The sequence below is a fragment of the Polaribacter sp. Z022 genome (genome assembly GCF_023555495.1).
Classification (GTDB): domain Bacteria; phylum Bacteroidota; class Bacteroidia; order Flavobacteriales; family Flavobacteriaceae; genus Polaribacter.
Window position 1 is genome coordinate 470,538 of record NZ_JALCZO010000003.1, and the last position, 14,821, is coordinate 485,358.

At 28.7% G+C, this 14,821-nt stretch carries 14 protein-coding genes; 6 read left to right on the forward strand and 8 right to left on the reverse strand.

Features of this window, described 5'->3' with window-relative positions:
• Positions 1-65 precede the first annotated feature (65 nt).
• On the reverse strand, positions 66-1,040 hold the full coding sequence (glpQ, locus tag MPF13_RS09000) for a glycerophosphodiester phosphodiesterase (RefSeq protein ID WP_249982167.1): 975 nt from the start codon (positions 1,038-1,040) through the stop codon (positions 66-68).
• Between the two features lie 48 nt (positions 1,041-1,088).
• Between glpQ and MPF13_RS09005 the strand changes: the two genes are divergently transcribed.
• Entirely contained in the window at positions 1,089-1,328 is a 240-nt protein-coding gene (locus MPF13_RS09005; RefSeq protein WP_249982168.1) for a hypothetical protein, read from the forward strand.
• Here the strand turns inward: MPF13_RS09005 and MPF13_RS09010 are convergent.
• Positions 1,325-2,290 (reverse strand): endonuclease/exonuclease/phosphatase family protein, encoded by a 966-nt coding sequence (locus tag MPF13_RS09010; protein WP_249982169.1) that lies wholly within the window; start codon positions 2,288-2,290, stop codon positions 1,325-1,327. The two genes, MPF13_RS09005 and MPF13_RS09010, sit on opposite strands and share 4 nt — an antisense overlap.
• 251 nt (positions 2,291-2,541) lie before the next feature.
• On the opposite strand from MPF13_RS09010, the gene hflX reads away from it, so the two are divergent.
• A complete protein-coding gene (hflX, locus tag MPF13_RS09015; protein WP_249982170.1) occupies positions 2,542-3,753 on the forward strand; it encodes a GTPase HflX in 1,212 nt (403 codons plus the stop codon).
• On the forward strand, positions 3,731-3,856 hold the full coding sequence (locus MPF13_RS15605) for a hypothetical protein (RefSeq protein WP_284041178.1): 126 nt from the start codon (positions 3,731-3,733) through the stop codon (positions 3,854-3,856). Before hflX ends, MPF13_RS15605 begins: the two co-directional genes overlap by 23 nt.
• Here MPF13_RS15605 and MPF13_RS09020 read toward each other — a convergent pair.
• The 6 genes from MPF13_RS09020 to MPF13_RS09045 all read right to left on the reverse strand — a co-directional run bounded on the left by MPF13_RS09020 (position 3,853) and on the right by MPF13_RS09045 (position 8,167).
• Positions 3,853-4,968, reverse strand: a complete 1,116-nt coding sequence (locus MPF13_RS09020; protein WP_249982171.1) for a CNNM domain-containing protein — start codon at positions 4,966-4,968, stop codon at positions 3,853-3,855. The genes MPF13_RS15605 and MPF13_RS09020 overlap by 4 nt on opposite strands.
• 86 nt (positions 4,969-5,054) lie before the next feature.
• Positions 5,055-5,960 carry a DUF3078 domain-containing protein gene (locus tag MPF13_RS09025; RefSeq protein ID WP_249982172.1) on the reverse strand — a complete coding sequence of 302 codons (906 nt, stop codon included), beginning with the start codon at positions 5,958-5,960 and terminating at the stop codon, positions 5,055-5,057.
• A gap of 60 nt (positions 5,961-6,020) precedes the next feature.
• Complete coding sequence (locus tag MPF13_RS09030; RefSeq protein WP_249982173.1) at positions 6,021-6,881, reverse strand: DUF3078 domain-containing protein; 861 nt, start codon at positions 6,879-6,881, stop codon at positions 6,021-6,023.
• 9 nt (positions 6,882-6,890) lie between these two features.
• Positions 6,891-7,400, reverse strand: a complete 510-nt coding sequence (locus MPF13_RS09035; protein ID WP_249982174.1) for a DUF2480 family protein — start codon at positions 7,398-7,400, stop codon at positions 6,891-6,893.
• 9 nt (positions 7,401-7,409) lie between these two features.
• Positions 7,410-7,730, reverse strand: a complete 321-nt coding sequence (locus MPF13_RS09040) for a DUF59 domain-containing protein (RefSeq protein ID WP_249982175.1) — start codon at positions 7,728-7,730, stop codon at positions 7,410-7,412.
• 11 nt (positions 7,731-7,741) lie between these two features.
• Positions 7,742-8,167, reverse strand: a complete 426-nt coding sequence (locus MPF13_RS09045; RefSeq protein ID WP_249982176.1) for a SufE family protein — start codon at positions 8,165-8,167, stop codon at positions 7,742-7,744.
• A gap of 77 nt (positions 8,168-8,244) precedes the next feature.
• Between MPF13_RS09045 and MPF13_RS09050 the strand changes: the two genes are divergently transcribed.
• The 3 genes from MPF13_RS09050 (at position 8,245) to MPF13_RS09060 (ending at position 14,806) form a co-directional block, all read left to right on the forward strand.
• On the forward strand, positions 8,245-9,171 hold the full coding sequence (locus MPF13_RS09050; RefSeq protein WP_249982177.1) for a PfkB family carbohydrate kinase: 927 nt from the start codon (positions 8,245-8,247) through the stop codon (positions 9,169-9,171).
• 72 nt (positions 9,172-9,243) lie between these two features.
• On the forward strand, positions 9,244-11,142 hold the full coding sequence (locus MPF13_RS09055) for an amidophosphoribosyltransferase (protein WP_249982178.1): 1,899 nt from the start codon (positions 9,244-9,246) through the stop codon (positions 11,140-11,142).
• Positions 11,143-11,296: 154 nt separating this feature from the next.
• Positions 11,297-14,806 carry a T9SS type A sorting domain-containing protein gene (locus MPF13_RS09060; protein WP_249982179.1) on the forward strand — a complete coding sequence of 1,170 codons (3,510 nt, stop codon included), beginning with the start codon at positions 11,297-11,299 and terminating at the stop codon, positions 14,804-14,806.
• Positions 14,807-14,821 lie beyond the last annotated feature (15 nt).

A 14,821-nucleotide genomic window follows, 5' to 3' on the forward strand; every position in this document is an offset into this window, starting at 1 on the left:
ATTGTATTATAAAAATACATCAACTATTTATAAAATAAGAATTTTTTAGAATACTTTTTTTATACTTATTTGTTATTTAAGAATGCAATAACTTTATCTGGAAAATCTGTAAAAGCTCCATCAATATTTACTTCTACAAAAAGTGTTTCCATCATTTCTTCAAAACTAGAAAAACCATCATAAGCATCTGCTCTAAATGTATAAGGATGCACTTTTAAACCTAATTTATGTGCATCTGAAACTAATGAAGTAAACTGCCATTTACCTTCAATTTTTTTATCTAAAATTTGTTGGTACCAAGGTCCTATTCCATCAGCAAAAGTAGCAATATGTCTTAGGTTTTTAACATCATTTTCAAATTCGGTTAAATACACCAAAAATAAATCTGATTTTAATTCAACACGAATTCTTTCTAATTCTTTTACATCAAAACATTGTAAAATACAATTGTCTTTTTTAGAATTGTAACCATAATTAGACAAAATTTTCAAAACAATTTCAGTTATTTTTTTTCCTTCTTTTTGATGAAAAGCTGGGTCTTTAATTTCTGGATAAATTCCTATGTTTTTTCCTGTTGATGCGTTTAAGCCCTGAATTAATTCGATTTCTTCTTGTAAAGAATGAAGCTTAAAATTTCCTTTCCAAATTGGATAACGATTTTTATATACTTGTTTTCCTGTTTTAGGATTAAATCGTTCTGTAACTTTTAGTGTTTGTAACTCATTAAAAGTAAAATCAATTACATAATATCTCTTATCTTTTCTTTTTCTATTAGGAAACTTTTTTGCTACATCTGTAACATCGTCTAAATAAATATCATGTATTACAATTGGCACATTGTCTTTACTTAACACTAAATCTTGCTCAATAAACTGAGGGTTCATAGCATGTGCCATTGCTTTGGCTTCTAACGTATGTTCTGGTAAATAACCAGAAGCACCTCTATGTGCAATTACAATTTTTTTATTCATTTTTGTTTTTTGAATATGAGGTTTATTTAATAAACACAAACCAATCAAAAATAATAAAATTGATTTCATTTTGATGAAAATTAGAATTTAAAGATATAACTTTTGTAATTTTGCAATATGAAATTAGCGTTAAAAATTATGTTTGTTGTCTTTATAATTTGGATGATAACAGGAATTTATTTAGTAAATACTGAACACGAAAAAGCACAAATTGTAATGGGTTTAGGTGTTTTTTACTTTTCTTTTTTATTTATGCCTTTCTTTATCTATTACAGATATAGAGATGGAAAATACAAGAAGTATATTATTAATGACGAAAAACTGAAAAACGCTTTTAAAAATATGGGAAAGGATTAATCTTCCTTTTTTAAATACAAATACACAGGAAAATGGTCTGAAAAACCACCTTGATACCAAGGACCAATATAAGTTCTAAAAGGGCTTCCTTTTAATTTTCCTCTAAATATTTTAAGCCATTTTTTATTAAAAACCTCAGCGTGTTTAAAATAATGTTTGCCATCTTCTTTCTCAAAAAAGTTTTTAGAAATTATTATTTGATCAAACAAATTCCATTTACCATCATAAGTTAAAGTGCCCATTTCATCTCTATCTAATAAAGATTCCATTGGGTTGTAAAAATCTTCAGTTATTAAATAGTCTTTTATACTTTTACTTGTTGGGTCGTCATTAAAATCGCCCATAATCATAATTTTAGCATTATAAGTTTTGGCTTGTATAACCTCTACAATACTTCTAGCTAACTTTGCAGCTTCAATACGTTTGTATTCAGATTCTTCTGTTCCTTCTCTTCTAGATGGCCAATGATTTACCAAAATATGAACCAATTCTCCATTTAAATTTCCATAAACAACCAAAACATCACGTGTATAATCACGCTCTCCTTCTTCATCTTCTAAATACAAAGGAAAATTTTCTGAACCCAACAATTCAAACATTTGCTTATTATACAAAAGTGCCACATCTATACCTCTATCATCTGGAGAATCATAATGAACAAAATCATAATGATGTTTTTTTAAATATTTAGAATTCGCTAAATCTTCTACTACTTTAGCATTTTCTACTTCTACCAAACCAACAATTGCAGGTGCATGATAAGATTTTTCGTTTCCTAATTGAGAAATTACAGAACCTAATTTTTTAATTTTATCATTATAACGTTTATGATTCCAATTCCTCTTTCCATCTGTAGTAAAATCATCATCAAAAGTATTAGGATTATCTACTGTATCAAATAAGTTTTCTACATTATAAAATCCTATTGTAAAAATATCTTTACTCTTTTTAGATGAGAACATAAATTTGTTTTTTGCGTAAAAATAACAAAATAAAACTTTCTTATAGATAACCTAAATTATATGTTTTGTTAACATTAATTTCCATTTTTTATCAATTTGAAAATTATTTTTGCATTGTTTAAAATTTGATAAAAAAATGCTATAAGAAGAAACAATGTAACTGAATTAAATTTGAATTAATTAAAAACCTCTAAAATATTGAGGTTTTTTTTTGCCTTAAACCAAAGCAAAACTTTGTATTTTTGCACTCTATGATAGACGAACGTAAAGCAAAATCTGAGAAAGCTGTTTTAATAGGAATAATTTCGCAACAGCAAGATGAAATTCAATCTACAGAATATTTAGATGAACTAGAATTTTTAACCACAACTGCTGGAGGTGTTGCTGTAAAACGTTTTGTTCAAAAAATGGAAAAACCAAATCCTAAAACTTTTTTAGGAGCTGGTAAATTAGAAGAAGTTAGAGATTATATAGAATCTAACCATATTGGTACTGCAATTTTTGATGACGAACTTTCTCCTGCTCAATTAAGAAACATAGAAAAAATATTAGATTGTAAAATTTTAGATAGAACCAATCTTATCTTAGATATTTTTGCTCAAAGAGCACAAACAAGTTCTGCAAAAACACAAGTAGAATTAGCTCAATGTCAATATTTATTACCACGTTTAACAAGACTTTGGACTCACCTTGATAAACAAAAAGGAGGTATTGGTATGCGTGGACCTGGAGAAACAGAAATTGAAACAGATAGACGTATAATTCGTGATAAAATTACCCTTCTTAAAAAGAAACTAAAAACCATAGATAAACAAATGGCTGTGCAACGTAAAAACCGTGGAAAGATGGTTAGAGTTGCTTTAGTTGGTTATACAAACGTAGGTAAATCTACCTTAATGAATGTTATTAGTAAAAGTGATGTTTTTGCCGAAAACAAGCTTTTTGCAACTCTAGATACTACTGTAAGAAAGGTTGTTATTAAAAATATTCCGTTTTTATTAACTGATACAGTAGGGTTTATTAGAAAATTACCAACGCAATTAGTTGAGTCTTTTAAATCTACTTTAGATGAAGTTAGAGAGGCAGATTTATTATTGCATGTGGTAGATATTTCACATCCAAATTTTGAAGATCATATTGCTTCTGTTAATACCATTTTAGCAGATATTAAATGTGCAGACAAACCTACTTTAATGGTTTTTAATAAAATTGATGCTTATTCTCATGAAACTATTGATGAAGATGATTTAATTACCGAAAAAGGGAAAGAACATTACACATTACAAGATTGGGAAAAAACTTGGATGAGTAACAATGATGTTGCTTCAATTTTTATATCTGCAATTAATAAAGAAAACCTTGAAAGTTTTAAAGATAAAACTTACGATGAAGTAAAGAAAATTCATATTCAACGTTTTCCTTATAATGACTTTTTGTATTATGAATATAAAGGAGAAGAATAAAATAAAAAAAGCATTAATTATAGTTGGTATAATTGTTATACTATTTTTAATTTGGGCAGAACTAAGTGTTGGTATTTTTGGTTCTCCTTTTGCTGGTAGTTAGTCTTCTTTTTTATCTTCTATAACTCCCATTCTTTTTGCTCTACTCTCCCAAGATTTTCTAGCATAAGATTGTAAATCTGCTATATTATCAGATTCGTCCATAATTTCTAAACCTAATAGGGTTTCTATTACATCTTCTTGAGAAACCAAACCACTTACAGAACCATATTCATCTACAACCAATGCAATGTGTTCTTTTTCTTTAATTAGCTTATCAAACAAATTTGCTATAGAAATATCTCTATTAGTTATAATTATATCTCTTTTAATAGTAGCCAAAGTTTCATTTCCTTTACCGTTAATAATCGCTTCTAATAAATTATCTTTTAAGAAATAACCAGATATACTGTCTGGATTTTCTGCAAAAACAGGAATTCTAGAATAACGTAACGTTTTATGGTCATCATAAAAAGATTGTATAGATTGCTGTTCATCTGCTGTTTTTAATACAGTTCTAGGAGTCATTACATTTTTTACTTTTATCTCTTTAAAACCTAATAAATTTTTAATAACCTTACTTTCATTTTTCTTAAAAACTCCATCTTTTTCAGCCATTTCTGTCATTACCAAAAATCCTTCTCTACTTAAAACACTTCCATGACCTTTACCTCCAATTAGTTTTGTTGTTAATTGTAATAACCATAGTATACCTGTCCATTTTAAAGGAAAAATCATCACTTTTAAAGCAGTAGAAGTAAAACTAGCTAATTGTTTCCAATAAGTTGCACCAATAGTTTTTGGTATTATTTCTGAAGCTACTAAAATTAAAATTGTCATTATTGTAGAAACAACTCCAACCATTACATCTTCTGTAATACTAACTCCAAAAAAAGTTTTTGCAGCAGAACCATACATTTCTGCATAAGCAACTTTTGCTTGTACACCTACTAAAATTGCACCTACAGTATGTGCAATAGTATTTATTGTTAAAATTGCAATTAAGGGTTTATCAACATCTTTTTTTAAACTTTCTAGTTCTGTTGCAAAAGAAGCTCCTTCACTCTTTTTTAAATTGATAAAAGTTGGAGTTATACTTAACAAAACTGCTTCTAGAATAGAACATAGAAATGAAAAGAATATAGAAATGGTTGCAAAAACAATTAATAGCGTCATTCTGTTTATTTTTTTTCGAAAATACAAAAATAAAAAACCTCAAGAATTTCTTCTCGAGGTTTTTATAATAAAATTATTTACATTTATTAAAAAGAATAATTCATACCTAACAACCAAAAAGATTGTAACTTATTATCTGCAGCTGTTAAAGCTACTCCTTGAGAATTTGCAGCTTCTTGTTGGTTATCACGTAATCCAAACTCAAAACCTAAACCAATACCTTTCCATATTTTATATCCTAAAGAATTTGTCCAAGTCCAGTTAGATAAATTTCCATCTTTATAACTCTGAAACATAGAAAAATTAGATTTTACGCTAATATTGTTATGCTTTGCAGTATAATCTGCAACTATTTTTGCTCCAGGTGATGATGTAAAAACTGTATTTCCTGTGCTAAAAATTGTATTATAGTTTGCAGGATGCATAACAACAACTAACCTACTTGTAGGTGTCCATGTAAAACCTACACCAAAATCTAAAAACCCTGGATTGTTAAAGTTGTCTATTAAAGTTGTTCTGTATTCTGCCAAAGCAGAAAGCGCCCATTTTTTATTTAACCTTTTACCATATAAAGAAGTTAAAGTAAATACATCTGTAGCCGTTTCAAAATCTGCACTATCTGTTGGATTATCCTTATCGTCTAATTTTACCCAACCTAAATTAATACTTCCAGAGTTTCTCCAGAAATAATCTTCTTCAATTAAGTTTGCAAAACCGTTAACAGTAATACCAAAACTTCCTGCAGATGCATTTGGAGCTGTTCTAGAATACCAGTTATTAAAACCAGATAAGTTACCCCCTATTGTACCAAAAGCACCTTTTCTCCAACCTGGAAGTGCATCTATTTTTGCTTGCAAAGCATTAACTTCTCCTTGTAATTTTGCAATTTTTGCTTTTTTAGGAGCTATTTCTTTTTTTAATTCTTCAGCAGTTTGAGCATTTACTGAAACACTAATACATACCAATAAAAATAAGATTGATAATTTTTTCATTTTTTTTGTTTTAATTTTAATCGTACAAATTTGCACTTTGTTTATTAGACAATAAAATTGTTAATAAGTCACTTTTTCATGAAAACTATAATTTACACCTAAGCCAAAGAGTTGTCTAAATTGAACTCTACTAGAGGCATTATCATCCATAATTGAATGAAAAGTCATTTGCATTTTAATGTGTTTATTTACTTTAAAACGAATATTTGTTTGATAATCTATATCTATATTACCAACATTTGCTAAATAATCTGTATACATGGTTAAAACATTTTCCATTTCAATGTTTTCCATCAAGTAAAATTTATAATAACCAGATAGGTTAAAACCTAAACTGAAAGCAGAGTTTTTACCTTCTTCAACACCAAATTTTCCTGAGAAAAAATCATTTACAAAAGTAAATCTTGCTGTAGCAGGTGCTATATTTAGGTTTAAATTATCCGATTTTTTCCATAACATACCTGGTCCAAAAGTTAAATAAGCTGGAGATAGGAACTCAGAAACTAATGTTTTGGGTTCTTGTTTATAATCATAACCTTTTGTGTATTGTGTTTTAAAGTTACCTATAAATGAAAAAAACCAATAGGTTGTAGTTTTAATACCTAGTAAGGAGTTGAACTCAAAACGGTCATCAGTTTTTCTAAAACCTTTTTCGCTTAAATGACTAATACCATAACCTGTAATAATTCTACTATCCCAGTTTACATTGTTTTTTTTGTAGTTAAAATCGTAGTTTACATTAAAATTTCCTGCAACCGTATTTTCTCCTCCAGAAGACCAATTAGAAAATGAAGATTGATTGAATATAAACGCAAATCTTCCATGAATTTTCCATACAGGAATACTATCTTTTTTCTTTTTCTCTTGGCCTAAAAAAATTGTTGTGAAGAAAATGAAAAAAATAAGGGTGATTCTTTTCATAATAAAAATTTATTTTTTTGATTTATACAAAGGAACAGTAGAACATGCTTCTCCAAACATGATTGATTTTGCTATAGGTTGCAATTTTTCAATTAAAAAAGCATAAGCCGAATTTGGTATGGGTTTATTTGCACAACCTTTTATAATTACGGGTGCGTTAGCAAATTCATTAAAATCGACAAAATTTAATAGTTCTTGATAAATAGTGGTTTCTAGCAATTCTAAATTACCAATAACTACTTTGTTAGCAAAAGGTGTTAACTCAGAAGCAATTAACATAAATGCCCAAGAAGGTATAATTGCATCTACAGAACAATGAATAGCTACAAAAGAATTTTTATATTGAGACCAATCGTGATTTTTAACTGAATCTCTAAAATCTTTTTCTTTTAAAATTAACTCTTGAAAAAGCCAATTTTTCACATCAAATTGCACTCTTTTTCCTTCGGGATAAATTTCTTCTAAATCGAAAGTTTTAAGCTTACTATTTGCTACTCTATTTACAATTTCTTCTGCCATAAATATATTTTATAACATTCCTAATTCTAATTTTGCCTCTTCACTCATCATATCTTGAGTCCATGTAGGATCGAATGTAATTTCAACTTCACATTCATTAATTTCCTTTAAAGTCTTAACTTTATCTTCAACCTCAACTGGTAAAGTTTCTGCTACAGGACAATTTGGCGAAGTTAAAGTCATTAATATCTTAGCATTGTTTTCTTCAGAAACAAAAACATCATATATTAAACCTAATTCGTAAATATCTACTGGTATTTCTGGATCGTAAATTGTTTTTAAAACATTTACAATTTTATCTCCTATTTCTTCTAATTCTTTATCTGTCATTATTAAATATCTTAATTATTTAATTTTGTTTGTTGTGCAATTGCATACATTTTAATATGCTTAATCATAGAAACCAAACCATTTGCTCTTGTTGGTGATAAGTGTTCTTTTAAACCAATTTCGTCTATAAAATCTGTCTTTGCAGTTAAAATATCACTCGGTTTTTGATTTGAGTAAACACGCAATAATAATGCCACAATTCCTTTTGTTAAAATAGCATCACTATCTGCAGAAAACTTTATTGTTTCGTTTTCTAATTCAGAAAACAACCAAACTTTAGATTGACAACCTTTTATTAAATTTTCATCTAATTTATGTTGTTCTTTAATAATTGGCAAAGATTTCCCTAACTCTATAATATATTCATAGCGTTCCATCCAATCATCAAACATAGAAAACTCATCAATAATTTCTTCTTGTATTTCTTTGATAGTCATTTTTTAAACTTATTTTTGCGCTTTATAAAAAACTTTATTTTGCATTAATTTGCAAAATTACTGATTAAATTTAAGAAATGAGCAAATTATTAGCAGTTGGTACAGTAGCATTTGATGCCATTGAAACTCCGTTTGGAAAAACAGATAAAATTTTAGGTGGTTCTGGTACATATGTAGGTTTAGCAGCAAGTCAATTTGGAGTTAAAACTGGTGTTGTTTCTGTAGTTGGTGGAGATTTTCCATCTTCTTATTTAGAAATGATGAATTCTAAAGGAATAAATACTGACGGAATTGAAGTTGTAAAAGAAGGTAAAACTTTTTTTTGGAGTGGTAAATATCATAATGATATGAACTCTAGAGATACTTTAATTACAGAATTAAATGTCTTAGAAACTTTTACTCCTGTAGTTCCTGAAAATTTAAAAGATGCAGAAATTGTAATGTTAGGTAATTTACATCCTTTAACTCAAGCATCTGTTTTAGATCAAATGATAAAAAGACCAAAATTAGTAGTTTTAGATACTATGAATTTTTGGATGGATATTGCATTAGATGATTTGCATACTGTTTTAAAAAGAGTAGATGTTATTACTATTAATGATGAAGAAGCTCGTCAATTATCAGGTGAATATTCTTTAGTTAATGCTGCTAAAAAAATTCATGAAATGGGTCCTAAATACGTAGTTATTAAAAAAGGAGAACATGGTGCTTTATTATTTAATGAAGGAAATATGTTTTATGCACCAGCATTACCATTAGCAGAAGTTTTTGATCCAACTGGAGCAGGAGATACATTTGCAGGTGGTTTTTGTGGATATTTAGCAAAAACTGAAGACATTTCTTTTAACAATATGAAAAACGCAATTATTTACGGTTCTAACCTTGCTTCTTTCTGTGTAGAAAAGTTTGGTACAGAGCGTATGGAAGAGCTTACAAAAGACGAAGTAACAACTCGTTTAGAGGCTTTTAAAGAATTAACACAATTTGATATAAAAATATCTTAATTTTAATCCGCGGTTTAAACTGCGGATTTTTATTACAACAACACAACAACAACTACAAAAACTATTACAACAATGAGTGATGCTATTAAACATGAATGTGGAATTGCACTTGTTAGATTAAAGAAACCTTTACAATTCTATAAAGATAAATACGGATCTGCTTTCTACGGAATTAACAAAATGTATTTATTAATGGAAAAACAACACAATCGTGGACAAGATGGTGCAGGTTTTGCCAGTGTTAAGTTTAATGTAGAACCAGGTACAAGGTATATTAGTAGAGTACGTTCTAACAAATCTCAACCAATACAAGATGTTTTTGCTCAAATTAACGAACGTTTAAATGGAGTTTTAGAACAAAATCCAGATAAGAAAGATGATGTTGCATGGCAAGAAGAAAATATGCCATATATAGGAAACTTGTTTTTAGGTCATGTTAGATATGGAACTTTTGGAAAAAATAGTATAGAAAGTGTACACCCATTTTTACGCCAAAGTAATTGGAGACACAAAAACTTAATTGTTGCAGGAAACTTTAATATGACTAATTCTAAACAAATGTTAGAAGAATTAATCGAATTAGGTCAACATCCAAAAGAAGCTACAGATACTGTTACTGTAATGGAAAAAATTGGTCATTTCCTAGAAGATGAAGTTGGTAAATTATATCAAGAAGCTAAAAAAGAAGGATTTAACAAAAGAAACGCTTCTCCTTATATAGAAGAAAATTTAAATCTTAAAAAAGTACTTAAACGTTCTTCTAAAAATTGGGATGGTGGTTATGCAATGGCAGGTTTAGTAGGTCATGGAGATGCATTTGTTTTAAGAGATCCTAATGGAATTAGACCAACCTATTTTTATGAAGATGAAGAAGTAGTAGTTGTTGCATCAGAGAGACCTGTAATACAAACAGTTTTCAATGTAAAAATTGATAAAATTAAAGAATTAGAAAGAGGTCATGCTTTAATTATCAAAAAAAATGGTTTAACTTCAATAAAACAAGTTAATGAACCAAGAGAAAATTTAGCTTGTTCTTTTGAACGCATTTACTTTTCTAGAGGAAGTGATGCTTCTATTTATGAAGAACGTAAAAATTTAGGAAAATATGTATTTCCTAAAATATTAAAATCTATAGATAGCGATATTTCAAACAGTGTTTTTTCATACATACCTAATACAGCCGAAACTTCTTTTTATGGAATGACTGAAGCTGCAGAAGATTTATTAAATGAGCAAAAAACCGAAAAGATATTAAAAGGAGGAAAACAATTATCTGCAGAAAAAGTTACAGAAATTTTATCTGAAAGACCTCGTTTTGAAAAAATTGCTATAAAAGACGCTAAATTAAGAACTTTTATTGCAGATGATAATAGTAGAGACGATCTAGTAGAGCATGTTTATGATATTACTTATGGTGTTGTAAAACCTACAGATAACCTTGTTATTATTGATGATAGTATTGTTAGAGGTACTACTTTAAAGAAAAGTATAATTAGAATTTTAGATAGATTAAGTCCTAAAAAAATTGTAGTTGTCTCTTCTGCTCCTCAAATTCGTTACCCAGATTGTTATGGAATTGACATGGCAAGAATAGATGCTTTTATTGCTTTTAAAGCTGCTTTAGAATTATTAAAAGATACAAACCAATATCATATTGTTGATGAAGTTTACAAAAAATGTAAAGAGCAACAATCTAAGTCTGATGTAGAAATTATTAACTATGTAAAAGGTATTTATAACCCATTTACAGCTGAACAAATTTCTACTAAAATTGCAGAAATGTTAAAGACAGACGATATTAATGCTGAAGTAGAAGTTATTTATCAATCTATTGAAGGATTGCATAAAGCTTGTCCAAACAACCTTGGAGATTGGTATTTTACAGGAAATTATCCTACACCAGGAGGAATGAGAGTTGTAAATCAAGCTTTTATCAATTTCTATGAGGGTAATGATAAAAGAGCTTATTAATTTTACTTTAAACAATACCATTTAACTATACTTTATTGTAATTCATACACACAAAAGTTCGTTTTATACAAATTTGTTTTAATTTTTGTTATTTTCTATATATCTTTCTAAGAAACTATGAGACAAGATATTAGAAATAATGAGAAAAATTTTAATGTCCATATTTCTTATTGGGAGTATATTTACTTCAGGGCAAACAATTTTAATAGATGAAGATTTTACTAGTGGATTACCTACTGGTTGGAATAATATTGACAATGGTAGTAGTCCAGCAGGTGATATCTGGGAGTTTAATACTTCAAGAGGAATAACTGCAGGAAATTTTTCGGGAAATTATGCTATTTTAGATAGTGATGGTTATGGAAGTGGTAATAGTCAAGATGCTACCCTAGAAACAGCTTCTTTTTCAACAGGAATTTACGAAACAATTACATTAGAGTTCGACTATCAATACAGAGATTATAATGGAGGAGAATCTTGTGTTGTAGAAGTTTTTGATGGAACCTCTTGGACAGAAGTTTTTAGAAAAGAACTTGGAGATGAAAACTACTCTGGATCAAACCTAGAAACAATAGATATAACATCAGAAACTAACGGTTATTCTAGTGCTCAAATACGTTTTACGTATATAGGTGCTTATGATTGGTGGTGGGCAATAGATAATGTAAAAGTTACAGGTACACTACCCTCTTCTACAAATACTTATTTAGGTCCTGGAGGTGTGGGTAATACAGATGGTAGTTCTAATTTAGTGTTATGGTTAAATCCTGATATTGGTGTAAATTCTGGAACTACTTGGACAGATCAATCTGGTTATGGGTTTGATTTTACTGGTGGTAATGGTGCTACATTAAATACAGCTGATGTTAATGGGCATAATTCATATTCTTTTGATGGTACAAGTGATTATTTTGAAAAATCTTTTGATGCAACTCTAAACCCTACAGAATTTAGTGTATTTGCAACAAGTAATGTTAGCTCTAATGGATCTCATAAAGCACTAATTTCTAATAGAGATGATCCTTCTGGATCACCAACTAGAGGTTTTATACTTTATGCATACCCAACATCTAACAATTGGTCTTTTTGGACAGGTAGAAATTCTGGTTCTTGGCAAACAACAGGTTCTACAACATCTACTACAGGATCATGGTCTGCTCAAAGCATGTTTTATGAAAATACAACCAATGGTAAAAGATTATTTATAAATAATACATTAAATGCTACAAGTACACATAGTATGACTGTTAATTCTACTCAACCAATTAGAGTTGGAGCAGGTAGAAATGAAAGTACACCTAATTATAGATTTTATGGTAAAATTGGTGAAGTAATTATGTTTGATGCTGTTCTAAATTCTGCACAAAGAATAATTATAAACAACTACTTATCTGCAAAATATAATTTCTCTTTAACTTCAGAAGATTATTATGATGAAGATACAACAGGTGGTAATTTCGATTTTAATGTTGCTGGTATTGGTAGGGCTTCAGACGGTTCTTTACATGTAGATTCTCAAGGAACAGGTATTATAAGAATCAACACACCCTCTGACTTAAATAATGATGAGTTTTTATTTTGGGGAGAAGATCAAATTAGTGCATCCTATGATTTTTCTTCATCTTCATCAACAGATTATATAGAAAGATTAGACACAAAATGGAGAGTAAGTAAAAGAAATGATTTAGGTACAGTTACAATAGCTGTAGAAGAATCTGATATAACTTTAAATGCAGGTTCTGGTTGTAATGATTTAAAATTAATAGTAAGTAACTCATCAACATTTGCAACAAAAACATCGTATGATTTAACTTTATCTTCTGGTACATATACAGCAACTGGAGTTTCATTTACAGATGGAGATTATTTTACTATAGAATATGTAGATACTATTGTTTTAGATGCAACTACTGCTTATAATGGTGCAGGTGCTTCTAATGTACCTAACACATCTGATGATTGTTATAAACTGTTAGTTAAAAGTACTGCAGATGGTACACCTTCATTAACCGAAAATGCAGACGTAAGAGAAGTGGAAATAGAATCTGGTGGTGTTTTAGTAGTAGATTCTGGTACACGTTTACAGGTTTCTAATGCAATTGATAATGAAGGAGATATAAGGTTAATTGGCACATCTCAATTAATTCAAACTCATACAGGTAGTTCACAAATAACTGGTTCTGGTAGTTTGTATGTAGATCAAAATAGCGATTTAACTAGTGTTTATAGATATAATTATTGGACATCTCCTGTAAAAGAAGTTTCAGAATCTAATTACACAATAGAAGGAGTTATGAAAGACGGAACAACTGCTACCTCTGCAACTTCAACACCTCCAGATTTAACTTTTACTTCAGGTTATGATGGTAGTACAGGTCCTTTAACATTATCTAGTTATTGGATTTATGGATATTTAAATGGAAGTGATGGTTCTTCTTGGTCTCAAAAACAAGAATCTGGAACCTTTAATCCTGGTGAAGGTTTTTTATTAAAAAGTCCTGGTGTAGCACAAAACTATACTTTTGTAGGAACTCCAAATGATGGTGATATTTCTTTTTCTGTTGACGCAGATAATACAAGTTTATTAGGTAATCCTTATCCTTCTGCTTTAGATGCTAACCAATTATTTTCAGACAGTTCTAATTTAGCAACCATATATTTTTGGGAACACAAAAACGAAGAATCTACTACAGGTAATGAAGGGCATTATCAGTCTGGTTATATTGGTGGTTATAGTTATAGAAATGCTACAATGGGTACAGCTGCAGATGCAAATGTAGATGGTACTGCAGGTTTAGGTGGAGGTACTTATACAGCTCCAGGAAGATATATACCTATTGCACAAGGTTTCTTTGTAGAAACAGCTTCAGGTTTAGCAGCTACAATAAATTTTAAAAATAATCAACGATATTTTGAAACAGAATCTGGTGATTCTCATTTTTTTAAATCAAATGCAAAACAAAAAGACAACTTAAATTATGCTATTTTAAAAATCGGTTTTGAGGCAAAAAATACTGACGGAATTTATATTCATTCTCAAGTAGGTATTTCTTTTTCTGAAGGAAAAACATTTGATACAGAAATAGGTTTTGATAGTAAAAAGGCAGAAATTAAAGAATCTGATATTTATTTTAAATTTAAAAAAGATAGTGATAAATTAGTAATAGCTGGTGTAGAACAAATATCTGATGATTTATTGGTACCTATTACATTAAAAATTAATACTGCTGATGATGTCTTTTTAATGTTAGATGAAAAACAAAACATTACAAGAGATGTTTTTATTTTTGACGCTATTGATAATATTTATTACAATACAGATAAACCTATTAAATTAAATTTAGAAAACAGAATTTACACTAATCGTTTTTATATTGCTTTTAAAAATGAAACGCTATCGTTAGAAAACAACATTTTTGATTCCAACTTTTTTGTGTATCAAAGTGAACATAAAAATATAGTTATTAAAAACTTACGTCAAAATACAATAAAAGAAGTTTCATTATATAGTATTATCGGACAAAAAACAATTCATATTAAATATTCTAATCAAATTAATAATAAAGAAATTATAATAGACACTAAGAATATTTCTTCTTCCATATACATCTTAAAAATACATACAAACCAAGGTATAGTCTCAAAAAAAGTATTTCTTAAATAAAAAAAAGTGCTAGTT